Genomic DNA, 26466 nt, shown 5'->3' with positions numbered 1-26466 from the left:
CGCATGGCGAGCTGGGCAGCGATCAAGGACTGCTTCGACAAGGACCGGCAGCATTTCGTCTACCTGCGGGTCGATCCGGCGCGCGTCGTCGGCCGGGCCGTCGATCCTGCGCCGGCCAAGGCGGGCGTGCACTATTTCCGGCTCTGGCTCGCCGACATGCACCTCTCGAAGGAGATCGCATGGATGAAGGAGCTGATCCCGGCGGTCCACAGCGTGATCCAGCTCGACTTCGGCGGGAGGCCGGGGCTCGAGATCGCGCGCATCGCCGACACGAGCGCGCTCAAGGCCGAGGAGGGGGCGACGAACATCATCAGCCGCAACCGGCTGCTCACGCCCACGCTGCCGTTTCAGGGCGGCACCCTCGCGATCCAGGCCGGCCTCCTCTCGCTGCCCGGCAAGAACTACCTCGGCGGGTTCCTGAAGACGCTGAGCAGCTTCTCCATGCTGCTCGCCGCGCCGCAGGTCTCCTCGGTCCTGGCGCTCGCCGCGCCGCTCGGCGAGGGCATCCAGGAGCTCCTGTCCGGCGACGCGGGCGGCCGCCTGCACCTCGGCGTCCTCGAGTCCTGCGCCGCGGACGACCTCCGCTCGACCTACATCGCCGCGATCCGGGCCACGGCCGGGCAGATCCGCCCGGACAGCCTGTGGGTCGTGGACGATCGGCTGTACACGGGCAACGCGAGCGACCGCGCCCCGCTCACCGGCTTCGACCACATGCTCCTCCGCCTGGAGCTCTTCACGGAGCGCGACGACTGGGATCAGCTGAAGTCCATCGCCGAGCCGTACGCCGCGATGCTCGACGCGCTGGGCGAGGGCGACAGGGGCAGGGCCGAGTCGAGCCTGCGGCAGGCGATCGCCGCGGCGCTCAAGGCGCCCGAGCTGACCCAGGCGGACCGCCGCCGCGTCCCCGAGGCGCTCAAGAAGCGGTATGTGGAGTCGCTCGGCGCGCTGCGGCTCCCGGCGCTCGGCGACCTGGGCGACGAGCAACACGCGGCGTTCAGCGGCGCGGATGGCGCGGCGCTCGGCGGCGCGAGCGACGTGGGGCTCGGCGCGCTCCTGCGCGACGTCACGCCGGCGGAGGAGGCCGCCCGGCAGGGAGAGCTGAGCCTGAAGGAGGCGCTGGCCGGGATCTGAGGCGCTGCGGCGGGCGTGTGTCGCGCGCCCGCCCTCGCGCGTCACGTCACGCCCAGCGCGGCGCGCCCGGCCTTTCTGTAGAGCTCCTTGAGCGCGCTCAGCTTCCCCGGGTCGATGTCGTGCTCCATGGCCACCGCCTTGAGCGGGCTGCCGGAGAGGAGCTTTCCGATGGCCCGCTCCACGTCGTCGACGTCCATGGTGGGCGGCAGCCTCGGCGCCTCCTCTGCCTGCCTGTCGACGCCGGCGGACGGCGCCGCGGCGTGGTCCTCCCCGTGCGATCGGATCTCGGGCGGCGCGGGCTCCGGCGTGTGATCCGCGTCGCGCTGCGCGCGCCTGCGCGCCGCCGGGAGCCGCACCGCCGGGTCGCCGAGCAGGATGTAGCCCGCGAGATCCTGCCGCAGCATCCACAGGTGACCGAGCCGCGCGGCGTCCGGCACGTGCGCGGCCCCCTCCCTCTCCGCCTTGTCGTAGAGGCCGTTGAGCTCGAAGCTCGTGAGGAGGGACGCCTTCAGGAGCTCCCGGAACGAGCTCCCGATCCGGCGCGCGTTCAGCGCGGTGCGGACGAAGTCCACGAACTTCGAGGGGCGCGACACCGCGCTGCCCGTGTCCCTCTCCTCGAAGCTGTAGGTCCACGCCAGATCGATGTGCCCCATGACGGCGAGCGGCCCGTTCGGGTTGGCCAGCGCCGCCTGGGGCAGCCGGGCGATGAACGGCCGCTGGCCGCTCGGGGGGAGCCCCGCGAGGACCGATTCCGCCGGGCCGCGGAACTGGTGGCTCTGCCTGAGCCGCTCGAGCCAGTGCCGGTACGCGCTCGCGTCCGGCGTCCCGGCGCCGTAACACGCCAGCATGAACCAGATGCCGCCCGGCAGGAACGGGGCGTCGCCGAGGTCGCCGCCGGTCAGCTTGCCCGCGTTCCCGAAGCTCATCGCGCCTTGCAGGTCGCGCTGGTCGCCTGCGGCGCGCCACCCGCCGCGCGGGGCGCCGGCGCCGTGGCTGACGGTGAACAGCACCGTCGGCTCCGGGCGCTTGACCACGCCGAGGAGCTCGTCCGGAGAGGGCTGGCTCTGGCTCCCGAGATCCGCCGCGTCGAGCTTGTACTTCGCGAGCTGCGCGATCGCCGGCCGCGTCAGCGACCGGTAACCCATCATCGTCGCGGCGGTGCCGTCGTGCACGGTGAAGAACTTGGCGCTCGCGGCGGCCTCGGCGCGCGCCTTCTCCCAGCGGAGCACCTTGGCCACGTAGGCCTCGTAGGCGCGCTCCTCCCGGAAGCACAGCCGTCCGACGAAGCCGTCGGTCGACTGGTGCTGCTGGAGGGCGAGCGGCACCTCGTGCAGATCGCCGAGGAGGAGCTGATACCGCGGCAGCTCGTGCGTGAGCTCCACGCTGGCGTCGAAGTGCTCCTTGCGCCAGCGGGCGGCGTCCTCCGGGGGCATGCCGGGGGGCACGCGGAAGATCTTCACCGGGTGGCCGCCCTGCGCCTCGCGCCGCGCGTCGATGAGCGGCCGGATCAGCGCGAGCAGCCGGTCCCCCGCGGCGCCCGCGGGCGCGATCACGCCCCAGCGCTGCTCCACGAGGTCGTCGGGGTCGTGCGTCTCTTCCCAGAAGTGCGCCGCCTGGGCGCCCGGCGCGCTCGCCGCGTCCTGCTGCGCCGCCGCGCCGCCGGCGAGCCCGTCCTTCAGGACCGGCTCGGTGTCGTCGTAGGGTGTCAGGAGGAGCTGGAGATCATTCGCTGTCTGCATGGCGCTACCGTCCCCTTTCCGCTCGCCGCTGCCGCCGGCACGCGGCATGTCAAAATCGTATGAGGTGCTTAGGCGTGATCCCAATCGAGGCACCCAGCCCACGCCCGGGGCTACTGCGTCAGTCCCGTGCGGGTGTGGCGGAGGATTATCCCGCTGGGGTTGTCGTCCGACATGTGGACGCCGACGATGAACGAGGAGCCCGCTTGACCCCAGATCCCGTTGAGAGAATCCGTGGTCGTGGAATTGAGCCGCAGCCACGAGATGCCGTCGAAGTGAAGGAATGAGCCGCGGGAGCCGACGGCGAAGGCGTCCTGAGGACCGGTTCCCCACACGCTAAGCAGATCGGCCGATGTGCCCGAGTCCATTCTCTGCCAGCGCTGGCCATCGTAGTGCACGATCACGCCTTCAGAACCGACGGCGAAGACGTCCTGAGCACCGCTGCCCCACACGCCGGACAGATCGAACTCTGTGCCCGACTCCAGGACCTGCCAGCGCTGGCCATCGTAGTGCACGATCACGCCTTCAGAACCGACGGCGAAGACGTCCTGAGCACCGCTGCCCCACACGCCGGACAGATCGACCTGTGTGCCCGACTCCAGGACTTGCCAGCGCTGGCCATCGTAGTGCACGATGATGCCGCCGGTACCGACGGCAAAGACATCGTCAGGACCGCTGCCCCACACGCCAAGCAAATCTTCCGTTGTTATCGGTGCGCCCGCGCCCGTCAGGATACGCTGCCAGCGCTGACCATCGTAGTGCACGATGATGCCGCGGGTACCGACGACAAAGACATCGTCAGGACCGCTGCCCCACACGCCATACCAATCTGCCGATATGCCCGGGTCCATGATCTCCAAGCGCTGGCCGTCGTAGCGCGCGATCGCGCCGGCGGAGCTGACAGCAAAGACGTTCCGAGGGTCGCTGCCCCACACGCCAGACCAGGGTGGGGAGATGTTGGAAGCGATCGTCTCTAAGCGCTGGCCGTCGTAGTGCACAATCGTGCCCGCTGAGCCGACGGCAAAGACATCCTGAGAATGAGGGCCGCTCCCCCACACGCCGCGCAGGGTGTCCGACATGCCTATATCGATGCGCTGCCAGATCCGTCCGTCGTAGTGCACGATCCCTCCGCGATCACCGACGGCAAAGAGGTTCTCAGGACCGCTACCCCACACGCCATACAAAGATTGCCCTATGCCCACGGACAATCTCTTCCAGTCCTCGCCATCGTAGTGCCAGGTCACTCCCTCGACGCCGACTGCATAGACATCCTGAGCACCGCTACCCCACACGCCATGTAGAGACAGTGATAAGCGCATCTCTATGCTCGTCCAGGCGTCGCCGTCGAAGTGCGCGATCGTACCGTTAGAACCAACGGCAAAGACATCCTGAGGGCCGCTGCCCCACACGCCGAACAGATCGTACGCTGTGCTCGACTCCAAGCGCTGCCAGCGCTCGCCGTCGTAGTGCACAATCACGCCGCCAGAACCGACAGCAAAGACGTTCCGAGGGTCGCTGCCCCACACACCAAAAAAGTCGACCGATACGTCCAACTCTATGTCCAGCTCCATTCTCTGCCAGCGCTCGCCGTCGTAGTGCACGATCGTGCCACCGGAGCCGACAGCAAAGACATCCCGAGGACCGCTGCCCCACACACCAAAAAAATCGACCGATACGTCCAGGTCGATGCTATGCCAGCGCAGACCGTCGTAGCGCACGATCGCGCCCTCAGCACCAACAGCAAAGATGTCCCGAGGATCAAGCCCGGTGCCCCAGACAGCGTTCAAATCAAGGCTCGTCCCGGACTCTTGCGCGCGCCAGCCCCAGAACCCGCATGGCTCCGTCGTCAAGCTGTCGCACGCTCCGGCGCAGCCGGGGCGGCCGAAGTCGTAGCTCAGGTCCGTGCAGGAGGCGTAGACCGGCGATTCCCGATCGCAGACCTCCTCCAGCGACACCTGCGCGTCGCCGCAGTGCGCGACGCAGTCGTCGCGGCAGTAGCCGCCGTCCTCCGAGTTTCGCCGCCCTGCGCAGCGCGCTCCGATGGGATCGCCGTCGTCGTCGCCGCAATCGCACTGCTCGCCGAGGGCCACGTCGACGATGCCGTTGCCGCACGTCTCGTCGGACCGGCAGTCGGCGCTGCAGCCGTCGCCCTCCTCGATGTTCCCGTCGTCGCACACCTCGCCGCGGATCGTGTCGATGGTGCCGTTGCCGCAGCGCCTGTCGGACCGGCAGTCGGCGCTGCAGCCGTCGCCCTCCTCGATGTTCCCGTCGTCGCACACCTCCCCGACGGCCTCGTCGACGACGCCGTTGCCGCAGCTCCGGCACCGGAGCTCACCCCCGGTCGCGTCGCACACGTAGCCGTCGGGGCAATAACTCGCGCCGCACGGCGTCCCTCCCCGCTGCAGGCATGCCACGACGGCGACGGCCAGGGCGAGCACCAGCAGGGCCGCCCCGGCATGACGAAACACACCTCCCGCCGGGCGGCGGCCCGCGCCGCTCCCCCTCGCCTGCACGGATGACCTCGGACTCGGCATCATCTCCTCACCCTCGCTCCTGCCCCGTCGCCGGGGGATTGTCCCGCCGCCCTCACGCCCGCGCCGTGCCAGGCGACCCGCCCGCATCAGAACGAGAGACGCGCCGACAGGCCCGCTGCGCTGACCGACACCGCTGGCCCAAGCTCGATCGTGACCTCGCTCTGGTTCTCCGTCCGGCGCGACCGCGGCCGGTTGATGTAAACCAGGGTCGCGCCCGCGGTCAGGGCCGCTCCCCCCGCGATGAGCGAGCCGATCGCGACCCGGTTCTCCAGAAGGCTCTGGTCGTACTCGTCGGCGTCGCTCGCCGAGCAAACCGGCCCGCAGCGGCGCTGGAGCTCCCGCGCCGCCTCGTCGTGGTGCGCGCTCGCCTGCCACGCGAGCCCGCCGCCGAGCAACCCCAGCGCCGCGCCCCCTCCGACCACCGCCCACGGCGCCCACCACGCCTCCCACCGGCGCTCGGTCAACGTGGTGTCCACGCTGAGCTGGATATTCCCCGAGGCCCGCTTGCCTGCAAACACCACGACAGGCCTCACGACCAGGTAATACCCCTCCTTCTTCGCCGTCACGATGTGCTCGCCGGGGAGGACCTGCTGCCGCTCGGTGTCAGGGCCGACGAACCACGGCTTGCCGTTGAGGAACACCGCGGCGCCCGGCTCGTCGCAGCGGATCTCGATGGTGGCGAGATCCTCCTGCATGAGCGCCTTCATCAACGCGTGAGCCTCGGCCTCGCGCTCCGGGTCGAGCGCGCCAGGGCCCCATTGCAGCGCCTTCTGCAGGTTCTCGTAGGCCAGGAGCGGCAGCCCGATGTACTTGAGCAACCTCCCGAGGTAGAGCCGCAGCTCCGGGTGCTCCCAGTAGGCCAGCGCCTCCTCGTACTTCGCCCTCGCGGCCGCGAGCGACAAGCCCCGGTGCAGCTCCCGCGCCTCGTCATAGAGCTGCTGTGCCTTCCGCTGGCGCTCCGCCGACACGCCCTCGTACCACGGCCTTGTCCGCGGCTGCGCCTCGGGCCGCGGCTGCGCCTCGGGCTGCGACCGCGGCTCCGGCGGTGGCTCGGCGTGCGCGGGCGCCGCGCTCGCGCCGAGCAGCAACGCGCCCAGGAGCAGGTCCAGCCCGAGCCCCGCGCGTCCGACACCCTGTCTGCTGGTCAAGCGCATCACCCCCCCTCTCCCTTCGAATCCAGATCGGGCGGGAGCGGCCCGATCGTCTGCTCGATGTACTTCTCCAGCCTCTCCTTGGCGCGGCGCTCCTCGTCCGCAGCCTGCCGGGCCTGGTCCCGGGCGTCCCGCGCCTGCCGCTCGGCCGCCTGCGCCTGCTGCGCGGCCTGCCGGGCCTGCGTCTCGGCGACACGCGCCTGCGTCTCGGCGAGACGCGCCTGCTCCTCGGCGTCGCGCGCCACCGCCTCCGCCATGAGGGCCGACGTGGCCTCCGCCTCGGCGACCCGCGTCTGCTCCTCGGCGATCCGCCGCTGCTCGTCGGCGACGCCCTTCTGCTCCTCGGCGACCCGCTTCTGCTCCTCCGCTTCCCGCTGCGCCTCGAGCGCCTCGTTCCCCAGCCGACGGGCCCGCTCCGCCTGCCGCTCGGCTTCGTCGCGCGCCTCGACCGCGACGCTCTCCTTCTGCATCGCCCAGAGCCCCACCCCGGCGGCGCCCGCGGCGAGCGCCACCGACGCCGCCGCGATGAGGACCAGCCGGCGCCGCTGCGCGCGCTCCTTCGCGAGCCTCGCCTCCGACGCCTCGCGCTGGCGCAGGAGCTCGCGCCGCTGCTCCTCCTCGCGGCGCCGCTGCTCCTCCTCGCGCTCGCGCTGCTGCCGCTGCTCGGACACCCGCCGCGCGAGCCAGTCGTGGCCGATCTCGAAGTACCGGCTGCCCTGGTGCTCCTCGGCGTGGAGGATGGCCGCGCCCTCCAGGGCCTCGAGGATCGGCGAGAGCTCCTCCTCGGGGATGACCCGCAGGAGCTCCCTCTCCGTGCGCAGCGTCCGGCTGCCGTCCGCGGTCACGAGGTGGTCCTCCAGCAGGCGCTGTGCCGAGCCCCGCAGCGGGCCCAGCGCGTCGAGCGTCGCCTCGAGGTAGCCCCGCAGGATCGGCTCGGCCTCGACCTCGCCGGCCGCGCCGCCGCCCTGGGCGCGCCGCTGGAAGAGCGCGCGGCAGACCACCTGCGCGTACGCCGACTGCGCCTCGGCCTCCTCCGTCGCCGCCTGGCCGGGCACGCGCACCTGGAGCATCAGCGCGAGCAGCTCCTCGAGCCCCCACGCCTGCGGCGGCTCCCCCGCGGCCGCCGCCCGGCAGACCGCGGCGGAGAGCTCGCCGACGGAGAGCGGCCCCACGCGGAAGCCGTGATCGAGCAGGCGGCGGTGGTCGCGCAGCCGGTCGCGGAGCCGCCCGAGGTAGTCCTCGCGCAGCGAGAGCGCGACGCGCAGGTTGCGGAGCGGGAGCTCGACCAGGCGGTTCAGGCTGTCGAAGAACGCCTCGCACGCCTCGACGCTCCGGCTCGCATAGAGGAGCTGCTCGATCTGATCCAGGTAAAGGAGCGTGATCCGCGACGATCTGCGCGCCGCGCGCCGCGCCGCCGCGAGCAAGGCGTCCTCCGCCGACACGCCCTCGGGCGGCTCGCCCAGGTCGAGATCCACGTACACCGCCTGGACGAGCCAGCGCGTCGGCTCCTCGTCCTCGGGCCACGCGTCGACCCGCGCGACGGAGATGTCCTGCGCGTCGACGAGCGCGGGGATGACCGACGCCTGCATCAGGGAAGACTTGCCCGCGCCCGAGGGGCCGTAGACGGTGACACACCGGCTCGCGAGCAGGCGGCCCTGCAGGCGGTAGGAGATCTCCTCGCGCCCGTAGAACCGCCCCCGATCCGAGGCGCGGTACGGCCTCGGCCCGGGAAATGGGTTCGTGACGAGGGGGCTCACGGCGCCTCCGCCGGATCGAACTCCGCGAGCACCTGCGCGAGCTGCGCCGGGTTCTCGGTGATCGCCGCGATGCGGGCGGCGCCGGGCAACCCGCCGCCGTTCTTCCAGATCTGCACCTCGCCGGGCTCGGCGTCGGGCGTCAGGATGGCCAGGCTGTCCTTGGGCGCGGGGCGCTGGTCGTAGAGCCAGCGCAGCAGCATCCGGTGGCGCCAGTCGAGGATGGACAGCCCGAGGAAGAGCCCCGGCTGGATCCTGGGCCGCGCGAGGAGCTCCTCCATCCACGTGGGCGGCCGCAGCCCCTCCGCGCCGAGCAGGCCGTGGATGTGATCGTCGTCGGTGAGGATGGGCGGCGAGAAGATGTGCTCGGCCTCGGCGGAGTAACCCCCGTAGAGGCGGAGCACGACGATCTCGTTGTCGAGGTCGAAGCGCTTCGGCAGGAGCAGCTCCATCTTCCACGAGGCGGACCCGGCGGCGCGCTTGACGACGAGCGGCTTTCCGCTCGAGCTCATGCTGGAGGGCTGGATCGCGTACACCGTGCGATCCGGGTGCTGCGCCGCGACCGCGCGCTCGAGGTGCGGCCGCCAGAGGAGCGTGACGTGCACGCCGGGCCGGATGAAGCGCGCGAGCGCCTCGATGAGCGGCGGGAGCTCGGCCGGCGGCAGCTGCGTGAGCGATTTCTGGAAGAGCCACTGGAGGACGTCGTGGCCGAAGAGGAGCACGCAGCGCTGGGTCAGCGTGCTCAGCGACAGGCCCTCGGTCCGCGCGTCGCCGTTCTCCCGCATGAAGCTCGTGATGTCCTGCCGGAGCGCGGCGCGATCGTCGTCGAAGTCCCCGAAGACCATCGTGAAGGCGTCCTCGAGCAGGCCCTGGAGGGCGGGCGCGATGCGCCTCGGTCCCGGCGTCGTGGCCGGCTTCGAGACGCGCCGGCGCGCGAAGTTGAAGATCACCGAGTCCGAGCCGCGGAGGTACAGGACGGGCGAGAACGCCTCCGCGCTCGTCGCGAGCAGCGTCCTGCGCGCCGCGGCCACGGCGGCGCCGATGTCGCCGCACGTCCGGTCGGCGGCCGTGAGCGCGCGGTAGATCTCGGACGAGCAGGCGCGCGCCACGTCGGCCTGCACCGGCCAGAGGTGCGCCACGACCGCGTCCGCGCCCGCCCTCGCCAGGATCTCGGCGGCGCTGCCGAGCGCGCCGTCCTTGGCGCCCTCGCACGCCTCGAGCACCACGAGGCGCAGCTCCTCGCAGAAGCTAGCGCCGAGCTCCCGCCCGAGCGCCTCGGCGGTGACCCAGACCTCCTCCCCGTCCTCGTCCGCCATGCGCAGCACCGGCTTGCCCGAGGGGTCCACGCCGCCGTGGCCGAGGAAGTGGACGACGTGGGGGGTCTTGCCCCGCCGGAGCCGGTCGAAGAGGACACGCGGGCTGATGTCGGGGCCGGCGATGGGGTCCAGCCATTCGACGTCGCCCGACTCGATGGACGGCGCGAGCGCCTCCCTCAGCGCGACGAGGGCGTGCTCGTGGGCGCCGGGCGCAATGGCGAGGACGCGGACGGCGCCGCGGACCTCGCGCGGCTCCCAGGGCTCCGAGGAGTCGACGCCGCGGGCGAGCAGGATCCGGGGGTCTGTCCCCAGAAACCCCTCGGAGGTGCCCGGGCGGCAGAGCGCTTCCCAGGGCATGACCTGGAGCGCGCGGCCGCGGGCGAAGAGGCGCACGAGCAGCCGCTTCTCTCTCGTCTCCTTCGCCGCCTCGCCGAGCCGGACGAGGACGTCCCGCAGCTCGCCGTCAATGAGCTCGCCGTGGAGCGCCTGGGCGTCATTCACGGCGGCAGGGTCGAGCGGCTTTCCTCCCCGGACCGCGCGTCCCACCTTGCTGGCGAACACCTGGAGGGCGTCGATTCCGTGCTCCGGGAGCAGCGTGCGCGCAGCGGGCCGCTCGCCGCGGCTGCCGCGCGCGCTGACGCGGACGCCTTGACTGCTGGTGTCCAGCTCGAGCTCTAGCCACATCATGTTGCCCCCACCAGCACGCCGCGGGCCAGCCGCTCGCCTGCGATACGGGCGCTCAGGACGGCGCCGCGATCCCGTGACCCTGTACGAGCCCCGCGTGTATCGGGCGCAGCGATACCGAGCTCCGGACGGACCACGACGGCCGCGCTCCTCGCGGTTGTAATCGCGTGGGTCCGGTATTCGTCACGATGTGTAGGACGATGTGTGCGCCAGGAGACCGCAGCGCCGTCGCCGCCTTCTCCTGGCAAACACGGCCGTCAGGCACGTTCGCCCGACTGCCCCTCTCCCTCGCAGGAGATCAATTGTTCTCGCCGGCGAGCACATCGAGGTTGCCCGCCGCCCTCTCTGCATCTCCGCCCGTCACCCGGAGCGGCTCAGACGGCGACTCCCCGCCAGCGCCCGCGCGCATAGGCGATCGCGAGCAGCGCGCTGCGGCAGATCCAGTCGGCGGTGCTGCCCATCCACACGCCGACGAGCCCGTGGCCGAGGGTGATCGCGAACAGCCATGTCCCCCCGAGCCGCACGAGCAGCGAGCACACGAGCGTCACCGCGAGCACGGTGCGGGTGTCGCCGGCGCCCCGGAGCCCCATGCCCATCACGGTCGCGAACGCCATGAACGGCTGCGCCACGGCGGCCACGGGGAGCGCGCGCTCCCCGAGCGCGAGCAGCTCGGGGTCGCTCGAGAACGCGAGCAGGAGCGGGCGCGGGGCGAACGCGAACAGGGCGCCGAAGGCGGAGAGGGCCGCGATCGCCATGAGGGCCGCGATGAGCCCGGCCCGCGCGGCGTCGCGCGGCCGCTGCGCGCCGAGGCGCTGCGCCATGAGCGCCCCGGCGGCGATGCCGAACCCGTCCGCGGAGAGGAAGCAGACGGACTCGATGGCGATGAGCGCCTGGTTCGCGGCCATCGCCGCGCCGCCCAGCAGCCCGATGATGGCGACGAACCCCATGTAGCCGGCGTGGTAGACGGAGCGCTCGGCGAACGCCGGCGCCGCGACCCGGAGGACACGCGCGAGCGCCGCGGCGCTTTCCTTCCTGGCGGCGCTCCTTTCGGCGCTCCTTTCGGCGCTCCGGCCGGCGTGCGCGTCGCGGGCCGCGGCGGTGTCCGGCGCCGCGCGCAGGGGCAGCGGGCTCGCGCGCGACAGGAGCGCCGCGGTGAGCAGCGCCGCCTCGGCCACCATGGTGCTCGCCGCGCCGGCGGCCGCGCCGCGCACGCCGAGCGCGGGCAGGCCCAGGTAGCCGAAGATGAGCACGGCGCTCACCGCCACGTTCACGAGGTTGCCGATCGTGGCCACGACGAGCGGCGTCTTCGTGTCGCCGGCGCCCTGCAGCGCCGACGTCGCGACCGCCACGACGAACGCGAGCGGCAGCGCCGGCAGCACGACGTCGAGGTACGCCATCGCCTGCGCGACGACCTCCGCGCCGGCCTCGGGGAAGAGCGCGCGCAGGAGCGGGCCGCAGGCGGCGAGCAGCGGCAGCGCGACCGCCGCCCCGACCGCCAGCGCGAAGAGCAGCGACGTGCGCGCCGCCGCGGCCGCGAGCGCGCGGTCGCCCGCGCCCACGGCGCGCGCCACCACGGCGAGCGTGCCGGCGGACGTGGCGGTGAAGACCGAGACGATCGTCCAGGTGAGCGGCCCGCACAGCTGCATGGCGGCGAGCGCGGTCGTGGAGTGGCGCCCGACCATCCCGCGCCCGACCAGGAACACGAGCGTGAGCAGCAGCATGTGGGCGATCGCGGGCCAGGCGAGCCGCCACACCTGCGCCGCCAGCGCCGCGTCTTCCCTCACTCGGTACACGTCACCTGCCGGCGACGATCTACCGCATCGCCCGATCGTGGCCAGCACGAGGCCCGTTGGATCCGGGGCTGACGCGCCGCTCGTGCGGACGGGGCGCCGGCGAGCGCGCCGGCTCGACCAGCTCAGCCGTCGCGCGCGTGCCGCTCACCCCGCGCGGTCGGTCGCCTTCGGGGCGAGCCGCGCGTCGAGCGACAGGGGACCGGCCCCGACGAGCAGCAGGAACAGCGCCCCGAGCAGCATCGCCCAGTCCGTGCGCGACTCGTGCGCCATGGCCCAGAGCCCGCGCTTCATGAGGATCGGGAGCTTCGTCGTCGCGAGGGCGACGAGCATGACGGCGAGGAGCGGCACGGCCGCGAGGCGCGTCGCGAGGCCGAGCAGGACGAGCGTCCCGCAGAGGATCTCGACGGCGCCGACGAAGGGGCCGAGCACCTCCGGCGCGGGCAGGCCGATCTTGGCGAAGCGGCCGGCGCCGAGCTCGGCCGCGAAGAGGAACTTCTGGATCCCCTCGGACAGGAAGACGCTGCCCACGGCGAGGCGGATCAGGACCGTCGGCGCGGGGGCTCTCGTCTCGGCGATCCGGCGGAGCAGGTCAGGGCGGGGCGCGGCGCTCATGGCCGCAGGGTACCCGAGGGGCTGACCTCCATCCACCTACCCGGGGCCTTGCTCACGGCGGACTGCGTGACGCCGCCGGCCGTGAGAGGGCCCGCTGCCGAGGCGAGGGGCCGGGGCTCAGGGCTCGCGCGGGTTGCTGCGCGTGTCCTTCAGCATCACGTCGTGGACGCCGCCCTCGTGGATGCTGACCGCGGAGGCGACGGTCAGGCGCGCGCGCATGTACAGGTCGCGCAGCGTGAGCGCGCCGCAGTTGCACATCGTCGAGCGCACCTTGGCGAGCGTGACGTCGAGGTTGTCCTTCAGCTTGCCGGCGTACGGCACGTAGCTGTCGACGCCTTCCTCGAACTCGAGCTGATCCTTCTTCTTGCTGCTGTCGCCGTGGTCGTAGCGCTGCCAGTTGCGCGCGCGGTTGCTCCCCTCGCCCCAGTACTCCTTCATGAACTGGTTGTTCACGCGGACCTTGCGGCCGGGCGCCTCGTCGAAGCGCGCGAAGTAGCGGCCCATCATGATGAAGTCGGCGCCCATCGCGAGCGCGATCGTGATGTGGTAGTCCTGGCTGATGCCGCCGTCGGAGCAGATCGGCACGTAGACGCCGGTCTTCTGGAAGTACTCGTCGCGCGCCTTGGCCACCTCGATCACCGCCGACGCCTGGCCGCGGCCGATGCCCTTCTGCTCGCGCGTGATGCAGATCGAGCCGCCGCCGATGCCGACCTTGACGAAGTCGGCGCCGGCCTCGACCAGGTAGAGGAACCCCTCGCGATCGACCACGTTGCCGGCGCCGATGTAGCCGTGTTTGTAGTTCGACTTCACGTAGGCGATCGTGTCGCGCTGCCACTCCGAGTAGCCGTCCGACGAGTCGATGCAGAGCACGTCGGCGCCCGCGTCCATCAGCGCCGGCACGCGCTCGGCGTGGTCGCGCGAGTTGATGCCGGCCCCGACGATGAGCCGCTTCTCGCGGTCGACGTTCTCGAGCGGGTGCGCCTGGTGCGACTCGTAGTCCTTGCGGAACACCAGGTATTGCAGGTGCTGCCGCTCGTCGATCACGGGCAGGGTGTTGAGCTTATGTTGCCAGATGAGCTCGTTGGCCTGCTGCAGGTCGATGCCGACCCTGCCGCAGTGGATCGACTTGAACGGCGTCATGATCTCGCGCACGGGCGTGCTGAGCGGCGTCTTGCCGAGCCGGTAGTCGCGGCTCGTGATGATGCCGGCGAACCTGCCCGTCGGCGTGCCGTCCTCGGTGATGGCGATCGTGGAGTGGCCGGTGCGGTCGGTCAGCTCGAGCACGTCGGCCAGGGTCGCGTCCGGCCGCAGGTTCGAGTCGCTCACGACGAACCCGGCCTTGTAGTTCTTCACGCGCCGCACCATGGCGGCCTCTTCCTCGATGCCCTGCGAGCCGTACACGAAGGACAGCCCGCCGCAGCGCGCGAGCGCGATCGCGAGCTCGGCGCCCGAGACCGACTGCATCATGGCGCTGGTGACGGGGACGCTGATCGTGAGCGGCGACTGCCTCGGGTCCGGCGGCATCGCGCTCGGATCGGCCTTGAACCGGACGACGGGGGCCGTGAGGTCCACGTTGGCCGGGATGCAGTCTTTCGTCGTCAGGTTCGGGACGAGCAGGTACTCGCCGAAGGTCCTGCTCGGCTCATCGTAGATGAATGCCATGTCGGCTAGTAGTGCGGGCTCCCCGGCCTGTCAAACGCGACCAGGTTAGGCGCCGTACGCCGCACGCCTACATGGTGGGCTCGTCCAGGATCTCCGCGGCCGCGCCGCTGGCCTCGGTTGGGCGGCGCCGCGTCCCGCCGCGGCCGCGCGGCTCCCTCGGCGCCGCGGCGGCGCGGTCACGGCGCGTGGCGGTCGGGCGCGCGAGGGAGCGAGAAGGTGCCGCGAATCCGCTCGGCGGGTCGGTTCAGACGCGCGCCCATGGTGGCCTCGAAGGTGCCCTTCACGGGCCGACCTGCGCGCAGCGCGTCGCCGGCGCTACATCGATGCGATCCACGCGCGCAGGACGGCCTCCAGCGCCGCCCGCTTGGCCTCGACGTCCTTCGCGTCGCCGAGCGTCACGAGGCAGCGGTCCTTGGCGAGCCACTCCAGCAGGCCCGCCGGATCCGCGATCTCGAGCCCCTTCGCCGCGGTGTCCTTCACCTTGGCTCCGCGGTGGAGGATGAGCCGGACGTGATCCTTCGTGCGCAGGTTGAAGGTCGCGAAGTGATCCGTCGTCCGGAAGCTCGGCGCGTTCCACTTGATCTCCTCGCGGATCTCGGGGCTCACGCCGAGGATGATCTGCCGGACGGCCTCGATCTCCCGCTTCCGCGGGTGATCCAGCGCGCGCAGGAACGCGATCACGTCCGGGTGCACCTGCGCGCCGCCCGGCTCGAGGGGCGCCGCCTTCACTCCGGGCGCCCCGCCGGCCTCGCGCTCGGCCGACGAGCCCTTCTGCGTCCTCGCGCGCGGCTTGCTCTGCTTTCCGGGGGTGCGCGTCACGACCGACCGTATGCCTGCTCCAAACATTCGATGTCAATGGGCGCGGTCATGGGAACACAGTCGGCGTTCGCGGGATGGCGGCGCAACGAGGGCGCCTTCGACACGCTGTCGGCGTGCAACCTCGCAGGGCCAAATCCCATGTGCGTCCGCGGCTGGGAGCAGCTCGGCTGTCAGCACAACGAGCGCCGCGATCGGTGCGCCCTGTGGGGTGGTATTGAGCGCCTGCCGCGGCTCGCGACAGCGCTTCACGGCGTCGATCTGCCGGTCCCGGGGCGAGCCGCCCCTCGTTGCTCAGTCGAGCGGCACTGTGAGGGTGGCCCGGGCCGTCAGGTAATCGCGCGCGGCGAGCCCGCGCTCGCGCGCCAGGGCGAGCGGGACGGGCCGGTAGAGCACCGTCGCCGTGACCTTGGCCTCGCCGCAGCCCGCGGGGATCGCGAAGCCGTGCGAGGTCACCGCGCTGCCGCCCGGCGCGATGCGGTTGTCGCTGGCGATGTCGACGGCGCGGTGCTGCGGCGCGTGCCGCGCGCCCGACGGATCGACGAGCACCTTGGCGAAGGTGTAGCCCGCGGCGCCGGCGAGCGCGGCCGCGGGCTGGTCGTCGGCCGGCGGCGCGCCCACGGGCGTGCCGAGGTAGAGCACGTCGCCGTCCTGCGCCGGGATCGCGCGGCTCAGGGTGATCCCGCCGCCGTCCGCGGCGACCACGACGGCCTCGCCGACCGGCGCGTGGATCTCGAGGCCCTTGTCGGCGGCGTCGAGCAGGGGGTCCGCGAAGCGGCCGACGCCCGTGTAATCGTCGTAAACGCCGGTCGGGCGGACGATCCGCACCACGTCCCCCGGCGCCGCGCGGGCCGCGCCCTCCGGCCACGCGAGCTGCGCGCCGGCGAGGCTCGCCCCGCGGCCCAGCCGCCCCTCCGCGAGCGCGCCGCCCGTGTCGTGCACGGTCATGCCGCTCGACGGCGCCATGGGCGCGCCGCAGGCCTCCGCGGCGACGAGGAGCACGACCGCGCGCATCGGCTCTCCCGTGGGGACCGCGTGCCCCGCGAGGTCGCTCTGCAGGCGCACCGAGACCACGAGCTCGCCCGAGCGCGCCGCGGCGCCCTCGATGTGCGCCGCGAGCGCGCTCGCGACGAGCCGCGGAGCGCCCTCGAGCGGGCCGCGGAACGTGTGCGACAGGATCGTCCCCGGCGCGCGCAGGAAGCCGGCCGTGATGCCGGCGTGGGCCTCGTCGGTCACGTCCACGCTGCTCTTCAGCCACGTGATCTCGGGCATGTGGCACGACTGGCACTGCGCGTCCGGGCGGTTCCAGGAGCTCGCGGCCCACTCGGAGAACGTCTCGTGGATCGGCAGCCCGTCCGGCCAGCGGTCCGGGTCGAGCGCCGCGCCCGGCAGGAGCGCCGGCTGCTTCTGCTCGTGGCAGCCGCCGCAGTACGCCGAGGTCGAGTACTTGGGCTGGTAGCTCCCTCCCATGAACCTGTTCGGCACGTCCGGGCGCGGGCCGAACATCACCTGCTCGATCCTGCCGAGCGGGTTGTCCGCGAGCCGCTCGCGCGGGCGCTGGAGGATCAGCGCGCCGGCGACCCCGGGCGCCCTGGTCAGGTCGACGTCGCGGACTTTATGGCAGGGGTCGCAGTGGTCGCCGTTCTCGAACGCGACGCCGGTGGCCTCCAGCAGATCGCGCCCGCCCGCGGGGCCGTCGAGCCCCGCCGCGTGGCAATCGGCGCACGCCCCGAACGCCGCCGGGCGCGACGCCGCGGGCAGCGCGGGGTCGTCGCACGAGCGCTGCCCCTCTCCGCCGCACGACGGGTTGAGGTCCGGCAGCACGCCGGTGCCGAGATAACACCTCATGGCGGCCTCCGCGGCGCTGCCCGGGACGCGGCCGGCCTTCCAGCGCCCGCCCGCGGCCGCGCACGAGCGCTCGTCGGCGTGCGCGAGCGAGACCCCGGCGTAGAGGGCCTGGAGCAGCGGGTTCCTGGTCGCCCGCGCGTGCCCGGACGTGAGGAACTGGGCCACGAGCGTCGTGTGGCAGTGGCCGCAGACCCGCGTCGTGTTGTCGGCGGAGGCGTCGCCCGTGCCCGGATCTCCGTAGGTGTAGCCGCGCGTGTTGTCCGGCGCGTCCACGCGACGCAGGGAGATCTCCACCGGCGCCGCGGGGAGGGACTCGATCTCGATGCCGTCCGTGCGATACCCGATCTTCGCGGCGACCACGGTGGGCTGGCCCGGGATATCGCGCGTGAGCTCGATGGAGAACGCGCCGTCCGGGCCGGTCACCAGGGCGGGCTCTCCGCCGCCCTGCATCACCATGGCGCCTTCGAGCGGCGCCGAGCCGTCGGTGATCACGCCGGTCACCGTGAAGGTGCGGGGCAGCTCCTCGGGCTCGCCGCCGAAGCCCGTGGCGATGGCGCTCACGTAGGTGGTCGCGGCGGCGCTCGAGGCGGCGCCGCCCTCGCCGGCGCCGCCCTGGCCGGAGTGCGGCGGCGGTCCTCCGGAGCACGCGGCGGCGAGCAGGCAGGCGGCGAGCGCCGCGGGGAGCACGGGCGCTCGGAGCACGCTCAGGGGTCGCGATGCTGCTCGCGTCACGGGGACGGTCGATACGGTAGACCCGGCTCGATGGCGTGTCGAGCGCGCGGCCGGGCACCTCTCGGTGGTTGAGGCGGTGTTGCTCTCCGCAGAGCTCGCCTCGCTCGTGGTTCATCCTCGGCCTGACCTGGCCTACCCTGCGCGGCCCCGATGCCCCTCCCCGCCGACTTCGAAGCGCGCCTCTGGGCCGCTGCGGACCAGCTCTGGACCAACTCTTCCCTCCAGCCGTCCGAGTACGCGACGCCGGTCCTCGCGCTGATCTTCCTGAAGTACGCCGACCACCGCTTCGCCGAGGCCGAGAAGAAGCGCGCGTCCCCGCGCCGACGCCGCGGCGCCGGCAGGGACGACCACCGCGCCGAGGGCGTCCTCTTCGTCCCGGAAGAGGCGCGCTTCGGTCGCCTGCTCGAGCTCCCCGCGGGGGCCGACATCGGCGAGGCGCTCGACGACGCGATGAGCGCCATCGAGGCGGAGAACGAGCACCTCAAGGACGTCCTGCCGAAGGCCTACGGCCGCTTCGACGCGAAGACGCTCAGAGGGCTGCTCGAGCTCTTCGGCGCCATCCCGGCGAGCGTCGAGGGCGACGTCTTCGGGCGCATCTATGAGTATTTCCTGGGGAATTTCGCGCCGCGCGCGCTGCAGAAGGGCGGCGAGTATTTCACGCCCTACTCGGTCGTGCGCCTCATCGTCGCGATCGTCGAGCCGTACCGCGGCCGCGTCTACGACCCGTGCTGCGGGTCCGGCGGCATGTTCGTGCAGAGCGCGAGCTTCATCGCGGAGCACCGGGAGCGGGCCGCGGAGGAGATCTCGATCTACGGCGTCGAGAAGACCGCGCAGACGCTGCGGCTCGCGAGGATGAACCTCGCCGTACACGGCCTCTCCGGGGACATCCGCGAGGCGAACACCTATTACGAGGACGTCCACGAGCAGGTCGGCAGGTTCGACTACGTGATGGCCAACCCGCCGTTCAACCAGAACGCGGTCGACAGGGAGCGGCTCAAGGACGATACGAGGCGCTTCCCGTTCGGGGTGCCCTCGGTCGACAACGCGAACTACCTCTGGATCCAGCTCTTCTACAGCGCCCTTTGCGCCACGGGGCGCGCCGGGTTCGTGATGGCGAACAGCGCGAGCGACTCGCGGGGCAGCGAGCTCGAGATCCGGCGGAGGTTGATCCAGGCGGGCGCCGTCGACGTCATCGTCTCGCTGAGCGAGAGCTTCTTTTACACGGTGACCCTGCCCGTCACGTTGTGGTTCCTCGACAAGGGGAAGGCGAAGGGGGCACGCAAGGACAAGGTGCTCTTCATCGACGCGCGGCACATCTACCGGCAGGTGGACCGCGCTCACCGGGAGCTCACGGCCGAGCAGATCGAGTTTCTCGCGAACATCGTGCGGCTCTACCGCGGCGAGGAGCCCGAGAGCCTGCACGGGAGCCGCAAGCTCGTGAAGCAGACCTTCGCGAAGGGGAGGTATGCCGACGTGCCGGGCCTCTGCAAGGCGGCGACGCTCGCAGAGATCGAGGCGCAGGGCTTCAGCCTCAACCCGGGCCGTTATGTGGGCGCGGCGGATCGGGCCGTCGAGGATTTCGACTTCAAGGAGCGGCTCGAGCAGCTGAACGAAGAGCTCGAGCGGCTGAACGTCGAGGCGCGGGGGCTCGAGGCCAGGATCGCCGACAACGTCGCGGCCCTCCTGGAGACCGGATGAGCCCCGCGCGATGGCCGGAGGTGGTCCTCGGAGACCACGTCGATCTGCTCACCGGGTTCCCCTTCAAGAGCAGGCAGTACTCCTCGCAGGAGACCGATATCCGGCTCCTGCGGGGCGACAACATCGCCCAGGGTTACCTGCGCTGGGATGGGGTGAAACGGTGGCCGCGAGGGGACGCCGGCCCGTACCGGAAGTTCTTCCTGGAGGCCGGAGACGTGGTGGTCGCCATGGACCGGCCGTGGATCGAGGCGGGGCTCAAGTGGGCTGCCGTCGGCGAGCACGACGGTCCGCTGCTCCTGGTCCAGCGCGTCGCCCGCCTGCGCGGCCGTGACGGCCTCGCCACCCGGTTCTTGCGGTACGTGATCGCCGCTCCTGAATTCGTGGCTTACGTGAAGTCGATCACGACCGGCGTGAACGTTCCGCACATCAGCGGCCCGGACATCAAGAAGTACAGGTTCCACCTGCCCCCTGTAAAAATCCAGCATCACATCGCCGACGTGCTCTCGGCGTACGACGAGCTCATCGAGAACAACACGAAACGCATCAAGGTCCTCGAGGAGGCAGCCCGCTCGCTGTACCACGCGTGGTTCGTCAACCACCGATTCCCCGGGCATGAGCGGGCGAAGCTGGTCGCTTCAGCGATCGGCGACGTGCCGGAGGGATGGCCCGTTCAGCCGATCGAAGGAGCGTTCGAGGTCGCGGGCGGCGGAACTCCTTCCAAGGAGATCGACGTGTACTGGAGCGGCGGCGACATCCACTGGTATACGCCGAGCGATCTGACGGGCGCGCGCACGATGTTCATGGATGGCTCCGGGACGCGCATCACCGCTCGAGGGCTGGAGCGCAGCTCTGCCCGCCTGTTTCCTCCGTGGAGCGTCATGATGACGAGCCGAGCGACGATCGGCGCGGTGGCGATCAACACGACGCCGGCCTGCACGAACCAGGGCTTCATCACGTGCATGCCGAATCCGCGGTTCCCGCTGTACTTCCTCTATCACTGGATCAAGGAGAACGTGCCCGTCTTCATCCGACTCGCGACCGGCGCGACGTTCAAGGAGATCACCAAAGGGACGTTCAAGAAGATCGACCTCGTCGTACCCCCGGAGGCGCTCGTCGGCCGCTTCGAGCGGTTCGCAGGCCCCATCGGCGGCCAGATCCTCAACCTGGAGCGACGGAACAGGCTGCTGCGTTCCACGCGTGATCTCCTGCTGCCGCGCCTGCTCTCCGGCGAGGTCGACGTGAGCCGCCTCGACGCCCGCTGCGCGTGACCGCCCGAGCGCGCCGCTCACCGGGCGCCGGGGCCCTCGGGTCGCACCGTCGCGCGCGAGATCGCCCGGAGGAATGCGGCGCCGAGCTTCGCGGGGGGCGCGCCCTCCTCAGGCGCGGGCGGCGACGGCGCCGCGACCTCCGGTGCAGCCATCGGCGGTGGCACCGCGATCCCCGCGGTCACCCCCGGCAACGGCGCCGCGACCTCCAGCGCAATCATCGGCGGCGGCGCCGCGACCTCCGCGGTCTCCCTGGGCGCAGGCGCCGCCACCTCCGCGGTCTCCCTCGGCGCCGGCGCCGCGACCTCCGCGGAGGCCATCCGCTGCGGCTGCGCGACGTCGTCCCGGCCGCGCGTGAGCAGCGTCGACCTGTCGACGTCGAGCGTCGCCGCGCGCGGATCGAGGACGTGGGGGGGTCGCTCGAACGGCGTGGCCGCGGGCAGCGGTCGCGGGGGCCGATCCCTCGGCAACGACGGCTCCGCCGGCGAAAATGGCAGGACCGCGATCTCGGACTGCCACGGCTGACGCGTGTCGGACAGGGAAGCGGGCGCAGGCGCCGCGGCTATCGGCTCGGATCGCGCGAACGGCAGCGCGTCCGCAGGGGGGGCGCTCCGACGGGCGGATAGATCGATGGTCCCATCGAGCGGGTGGTCGCCCGAGCCGCGCTCGCCTTCGTCGCGGGGCGGACGGTACGCCTCGGGAAACGCGAGCGGGCGGCCCTTCGCCTCCACGCCGGCGTGGAGGTGGAGCGACGCGAGCTCGCCTTCGCTGGCCACCTGGAAGCTCCCGCGCCACACGACCGAGACGCGCATCCGGTCGGCGTCGATGAGCAGCGTGTCCGCCACGAGCGCGACCGGCCGGCCCGCCGCGAGGCCCGGCGCGGGGCCGTACACGCGCGCAACGCCGCGCAGGCCGGGGAGGCGGGACTGCGCCCGCGGGAGCGTCGGCGTCATCCCCTCGAACCCGATCCACTCGTCGCCGCGGAGGTAGTCGATGCGCTGATCCTCCGGCGCGGCGTTGAAGTAGGCCCAGGGGAAATCGACCCCGAGATCGGGGACGGGCTGGCGGAGCGCGGCCTCGTGCGCCGGGCCGAGCAGCGCTCGCCGCACCGGCCACGTCGGCGCGAGCGGGCCGAACCCCACGGGGCTCGGGCGGCGCCAGCCGTCGAGCACGTTCGGCGCGCGGGCCGAGCGCTCGGGCACGCCGACCGGGTTGTCGCGCACCCCGGGGCCGCCGGCGGCGAGCTCGTAGGCGAGCGGCATCGCCGCGAAGGGCGCGGGCGTGGGGCGCGCGGCGTCGGTCCAGCCCTGCACCGCGAGCCGCTTGTCCAGGAGCGTCGTCCGGTCGAGCGCCACGAGGAGGCGCACGCCCATGGACGCGACCGATTGCCCCTCCGGGGCGCGCGCGTGCCCGGTGAGGAGCACGTCGGCGCGCGCGCGGTACGGGACGAGATCGCTCGAAGCCACGAGGCTCGCCGCGGGGTTGTTGTCGCGGTGCATGTCGACGGGCACGAGCGGGTCGGGCTCGGTCAGGAGCATGTCGCGATCCTGCACCATGGCGAACGACGCCTTGACGACCGCGGCGACCCGGAGCTGCCCGGACACGCGGAAGACGACCGTCGCCGCGGCGACGTGGCCGACGGGAGAGATCGCGACGCGAGGCAACACGCCCGGAGTCACGTCACCGACCATAACACGGGCGCGCTCGCGGGGATGCGCCACGGCGTGGCCGGCTGGACATTTCAGCGCACGATCCTCCCCCGCGCGCGAGCTCGAACGTCGCACCCCGCGCGCGAGCTCGAACGTCGCAACGTCCATGCTGGCGTCGCCGGAGATCGGCGGGTCGCCTTGCGTCCTGACTGGCGCTCCCGGCGGCGCGTCTCCAGGTGTTCTGCGCCGCGGCTCCGGCAGGAGGGGCGGGCGCGCGGCGGAAGACCTCATTGCCGCCCCTCCGCGAGGCTTGACGTGGGCAAAAGTTCTGGGGTCTCCTATTCGTCGCGCATGCTCGCCCGCAATGCAGTCCCTGCCTGGAAGCGAGCGCCTGCAAGGCCGGTGGAGCACGCGGGCCCACGGTCGCGCGCGTCGCTGGACCGTCCGCGGAACGAGACCAACAGAGGAGGACCATCGTGCCCACGCTTCAGATCGACGGCCTGTCCGCGCCGCTCCGGGTCGTCCGTTACGCCGGCCGCGAGGCGATGTCCGACGCGTTCGAGTTCGAGCTCCACGTCGTCACCGACGACGCGCAGGTAGCGTTCGCCGACGTCATCGGCAGGCCCGCGGATTTCCTCTTCGACGAGGCCGTCGAGGGCTCGCGGCACGCGCGCGGCCTCATCCGCCGGTTCGAGTACCTCCACCACCACAGCCGCCACGCCACGTACCGCGCGATCCTCGTCCCGCGGGCGTTCCGCCTCACGCTGCGCCGCAACAACCGCATCTTCCAGGGCAAGACCGCGCCGCAGATCATCGAGGCGGTGATCGGCGAGGCCGAGATCGAGGCGCACACGCTCGCGCTCTCCGGCTCCTACGCGACGCGCGAGTACTGCGTGCAGTACCGCGAGACCGACTGGGACTTCATCAACCGCCTCATGGAGGAGGAGGGCATCTTTTATTACTTCGAGCACGGCGCGGAGGCGACGAAGCTCGTCATCGCCGACGGCCCTTCCGTGCACAACCCTATCGAAGGCGATCCCCGGCTGAAGCTCCGCAGGGACACGGGCGCGCTCGCCGCCGGCGAGCATGTCAGCAGCCTGCATTACGGGGAGGAGCTGAGGCCGGGCAAGATCACGATGCGCGACTACAACTTCAAGACCCCGAAGCTGTCGCTCGAGGCGTCGTCCAAGGCCGAGTCCGACGACGATCTGGAGGTCTACGACTACCCCGGGAACTACGCCGATCCCGGCGCGGGCAAGAGCATGACGGCGCGCCGGCTCGAGGCGCTCCAGGCCCCGCGGAAGACCGGCGAGGGTCACAGCAACTGCGCCCGCCTGACGCCCGGCAGCAAGTTCACGCTCGACGACGGCGTGGGCGAGGCGCTGCGCGAGGATCTGGCGCAGGAGTACCTCGTCACCCACGTCGAGCACGAGGGCCAGGACCCCCGCATGGTGGAGGGCGGCGACGTGGTCGCTTACTCGAACCGCTTCTGGGTGGTGCCCGCCACGGTGCCGTTCCGCCCCGCGCCGCGCACGCCGCGCCCGCGCATCTACGGCGTGCAGACCGCGGTCGTCACCGGCGCGGCCGGCGAGGAGATCCACACCGACGAGCACGGCCGCATCAAGGTGCAGTTCTTCTGGGACCGCCTCGGCAAGGGCGACGAGAACAGCTCGTGCTGGATCCGCGTGAAGCAGCCCTGGGCCGGTCCGGCGTGGGGCCACCTCTTCATCCCCCGCGTCGGCCAGGAGGTCGTCGTCGAGTTCGTCGAGGGCGACCCGGATCGCCCGCTCTGCTCGGGCGCGGTCTACCACGCGGCCAACGTGCCGCCGTACCCGCTGCCGGCGGAGAAGACGAAGAGCACCCTCAAGACGGAGAGCACGGTGGGCGGCGGCGGGTACAACGAGCTCCGGTTCGAGGACCTGAAGGGCAAGGAGGAGATCTACCTGCAGGGCGAGAAGGACTGGAACATCCTGATCAAGAACGACAAGAACCAGACGATCGGCCATGACGAGACGCTGGACGTCGGGAACGACCAGACGATCCACGTCGGCCACGACCGGAGCAAGACTGTCGACAACGATCAGATCGAGAACATCGGCGGCAACAAGACGATCAACGTCGCGAAGAATCACTCCGAGACGATCCAGCAGAACGAGAGCATCACGGTCGCCGGCAACGCGGATCTCACCATCAACGGCACGCGCTCGACGACCGTGGTCATGGCGCACGTGGAGAAGGTCGGACTGGCGCAGACAAGCACGGTCGGGGGAGCCTGGGCGAAGAACGTCGGAGCCGCGATGGCGCTGACGGTCGCCGGCGGCAAGGTCGAATCGGTGGGCAGCACCAGCCGCGAGACCGTCGGCGGGGATAAGACCACGGCGGTAACGGGAAGTTACGCCGTGAGCGTCGCCCAGAACCACGACGTGAACGTAACGAAGAACATGACGGTCGACATCGCGGAGAACAAGACGGAGAACGTCAAGAAGACCGTGGCGCTGATCGTCGGCGAGAAGCTCAAGGTGGAGGTCGGCAAAGCCATCATCACCATCGACAAGAGCGGCGACATTTCGGTGGAAGGCAACAAGATCACGGTCAAAGGCGAGGGGCCCATCGAGGTCTCCGGCAAGAAGCTGAAGGTCGAGAGCGACGGCACGATCGACATCAAGGGCTCCGGCAAGATCACGGTCAAGGGCAGCGACGTAGGCATCAACTGAGCGCGGGTGGAACAATGAGCGTCTTCGCCAATAACCGCTCCATCATCCATAAAGGGGACAGCGGTGTCCACACCGCGGCGCCGCCTGATGTATGCAAGACGCCCTCGCCAGGCGGGCCGGTGCCGATCCCCTACGTCAACATCGCCCTGAGCGGTGATCTCGCCAAGGGCACCAAGAAGGTCAAGATCGCGGGCAACCCGACCGCGAACGCAGGCTCCAACCTGAGCACCAGCAGCGGTGACGAAGCAGGCACGGCGGGCGGCGTCATCTCTTCGAAGTTCAAAGGGAAGCTGACGTGGGCGAGCACCAGCACGGACGTGAAGACCGAAGGCAAGGGCGTCGCCCGCTTCATGGATCCCACGCAGCAGAACGGCAACACCGGCAACACGGCCTTCCTGTCGACCGGGCAGATGAGCGTGTTCTACGCAGACGATTTCGAGGGCGCGTGTTCCATCTGTGGCCAGGATCCTCCTGCGCATCGCGTACCTGAGACGGCGACGAGCAAGAACAACATCAAGCAGCTGAGGGATAAGCTGCTCGCGCGCATCCAGCCCAAAATGCAGGCGCTCACCGAGTGCTACGCCCGCGAGATGGACTACAACCTCATCTACACTAGACTGGGTGACCTGAAGAAGGCGCAGAAGCGGTTGCCCGTCGACGCTCCTGCCCAGGAGAGCAAGAGCATCCAGGATGAGATCGATAAGCTGAAGATCGAGCTGAAGGCCGCCGAGAAAACCTGGAAAACATCGAAGGCTACCGCCGATAATGACACGCTCAAGCGGGTGACCAACGGGTACATGATCGGCTGCATCGTTTGCCGCACTCACGCCGAGCCGTTCGGCGCAATGAGCGGGAAGGAGTCGACGGCCGGCTTTCTCGCCGCGCTCAACGAACTTGGCTGGACGCCGTGCGAGACGTCCGTCTCCAAGGAGGAGTTTCCGACCATGAACCCGCGGATCCAAGAATCCGAGGCCAAGGTCGCGAGCTTCCAGAAGGCCTGGAAGGAGTGCGAGACGAACGGAGAGGGCGAGGAGGGCGCCAGACGTAGACAGCAGGGCGAAAGCTGGAATAAGCCCGGCGAGTGCGCTGCGGCCAAGCTCATCGGTCGCGCGGCGCCGCACCGTCCTCAGATGATGACCGAAGAGTGGTTCGATCCGGTGAGGTTGAAGTCGGTCAGCCTGACCTACCCGCACATCGACAACTCGCTGCGGGGCCTCTGGCGGAGGACGATCGACTTCCTGTATGGCAATATCCAATTCCGGCGTGTTCCAGGGACCTTCCAGGACGCCAGCACGGTCCCGTCCTGCAACACCTGTCAGACGATGATTCCCTTCCTGTCGTGTGACAACCAGAAAGCATGCGGGTAAGCCG

The 26466-nt window shown here is 71.2% G+C and carries 16 protein-coding genes; 5 read left to right on the top strand and 11 right to left on the bottom strand.

The genetic code is table 11. The features are described from left to right. The first annotated feature begins 3 nt into the window (after nucleotides 1–3). On the top strand, nucleotides 4–1131 hold the full coding sequence (locus WMF43_RS46155) for a hypothetical protein (protein WP_437675040.1): 1128 nt from the start codon (nucleotides 4–6) through the stop codon (nucleotides 1129–1131). Nucleotides 1132–1172: 41 nt separating this feature from the next. On the opposite strand, the gene WMF43_RS46150 is transcribed toward WMF43_RS46155, so the two are convergent. The 10 genes from WMF43_RS46150 to WMF43_RS46105 form a co-directional block, all read right to left on the bottom strand. Next, nucleotides 1173–2870, bottom strand: a complete 1698-nt coding sequence (locus WMF43_RS46150; protein ID WP_437675038.1) for a hypothetical protein — start codon at nucleotides 2868–2870, stop codon at nucleotides 1173–1175. Nucleotides 2871–2980: 110 nt separating this feature from the next. Beyond that, nucleotides 2981–5404, bottom strand: coding sequence for a DUF4215 domain-containing protein (locus WMF43_RS46145; RefSeq protein ID WP_437675037.1), 2424 nt, complete (start codon nucleotides 5402–5404; stop codon nucleotides 2981–2983). Nucleotides 5405–5487: 83 nt separating this feature from the next. Further along, the gene (locus WMF43_RS46140) at nucleotides 5488–6555 is read right to left on the bottom strand and encodes a tetratricopeptide repeat protein (protein WP_437675035.1); all 1068 of its coding nucleotides are present in this window, start codon (nucleotides 6553–6555) and stop codon (nucleotides 5488–5490) included. Further along, nucleotides 6555–8309, bottom strand: a complete 1755-nt coding sequence (locus WMF43_RS46135) for an nSTAND1 domain-containing NTPase (RefSeq protein ID WP_437675033.1) — start codon at nucleotides 8307–8309, stop codon at nucleotides 6555–6557. The genes WMF43_RS46140 and WMF43_RS46135 overlap by 1 nt, the downstream gene beginning before the upstream one ends. After that, nucleotides 8306–10309, bottom strand: a complete 2004-nt coding sequence (locus WMF43_RS46130; RefSeq protein WP_437675031.1) for a CHAT domain-containing protein — start codon at nucleotides 10307–10309, stop codon at nucleotides 8306–8308. Before WMF43_RS46130 ends, WMF43_RS46135 begins: the two co-directional genes overlap by 4 nt. A gap of 371 nt (nucleotides 10310–10680) precedes the next feature. Beyond that, nucleotides 10681–12090: an MATE family efflux transporter gene (locus WMF43_RS46125; RefSeq protein ID WP_437675029.1), complete on the bottom strand. Its 1410-nt coding sequence runs from the start codon at nucleotides 12088–12090 to the stop codon at nucleotides 10681–10683. Between the two features lie 153 nt (nucleotides 12091–12243). Next, nucleotides 12244–12711 (bottom strand): DoxX family protein, encoded by a 468-nt coding sequence (locus WMF43_RS46120; RefSeq protein ID WP_437675027.1) that lies wholly within the window; start codon nucleotides 12709–12711, stop codon nucleotides 12244–12246. Nucleotides 12712–12828: 117 nt separating this feature from the next. Continuing rightward, on the bottom strand, nucleotides 12829–14373 hold the full coding sequence (locus tag WMF43_RS46115) for an IMP dehydrogenase (RefSeq protein ID WP_437675025.1): 1545 nt from the start codon (nucleotides 14371–14373) through the stop codon (nucleotides 12829–12831). A gap of 315 nt (nucleotides 14374–14688) precedes the next feature. Beyond that, nucleotides 14689–15192, bottom strand: coding sequence for a DUF1801 domain-containing protein (locus WMF43_RS46110; protein WP_437675023.1), 504 nt, complete (start codon nucleotides 15190–15192; stop codon nucleotides 14689–14691). Nucleotides 15193–15483: 291 nt separating this feature from the next. Then, nucleotides 15484–17739 (bottom strand): carboxypeptidase-like regulatory domain-containing protein, encoded by a 2256-nt coding sequence (locus tag WMF43_RS46105; protein ID WP_437675021.1) that lies wholly within the window; start codon nucleotides 17737–17739, stop codon nucleotides 15484–15486. 180 nt (nucleotides 17740–17919) lie between these two features. Between WMF43_RS46105 and WMF43_RS46100 the strand changes: the two genes are divergently transcribed. Together WMF43_RS46100 and WMF43_RS46095 are read left to right on the top strand one after the other, a co-directional pair. Next, nucleotides 17920–19467 (top strand): type I restriction-modification system subunit M, encoded by a 1548-nt coding sequence (locus WMF43_RS46100; protein WP_437675019.1) that lies wholly within the window; start codon nucleotides 17920–17922, stop codon nucleotides 19465–19467. Then, the gene (locus WMF43_RS46095; protein ID WP_437675017.1) at nucleotides 19464–20735 is read left to right on the top strand and encodes a restriction endonuclease subunit S; all 1272 of its coding nucleotides are present in this window, start codon (nucleotides 19464–19466) and stop codon (nucleotides 20733–20735) included. The genes WMF43_RS46100 and WMF43_RS46095 overlap by 4 nt, the downstream gene beginning before the upstream one ends. Nucleotides 20736–20752: 17 nt before the next feature. On the opposite strand, the gene WMF43_RS46090 is transcribed toward WMF43_RS46095, so the two are convergent. After that, nucleotides 20753–22399, bottom strand: a complete 1647-nt coding sequence (locus WMF43_RS46090) for a DUF2169 family type VI secretion system accessory protein (RefSeq protein ID WP_437675016.1) — start codon at nucleotides 22397–22399, stop codon at nucleotides 20753–20755. Nucleotides 22400–22857: 458 nt separating this feature from the next. On the opposite strand from WMF43_RS46090, the gene WMF43_RS46085 reads away from it, so the two are divergent. Then, on the top strand, nucleotides 22858–25095 hold the full coding sequence (locus tag WMF43_RS46085) for a type VI secretion system Vgr family protein (RefSeq protein WP_437675014.1): 2238 nt from the start codon (nucleotides 22858–22860) through the stop codon (nucleotides 25093–25095). Between the two features lie 14 nt (nucleotides 25096–25109). Continuing rightward, a complete protein-coding gene (locus WMF43_RS46080; protein WP_437675012.1) occupies nucleotides 25110–26462 on the top strand; it encodes a DUF4150 domain-containing protein in 1353 nt (450 codons plus the stop codon). Nucleotides 26463–26466 lie beyond the last annotated feature (4 nt).

The sequence above is a fragment of the Sorangium sp. So ce131 genome (genome assembly GCF_051519095.1).
Classification (GTDB): Bacteria; Myxococcota_A; Polyangia; order Polyangiales; family Polyangiaceae; genus Sorangium.
Note: the sequence above shows the minus strand (reverse complement) of the source record. Positions and strands in the feature narration are given on the sequence as shown.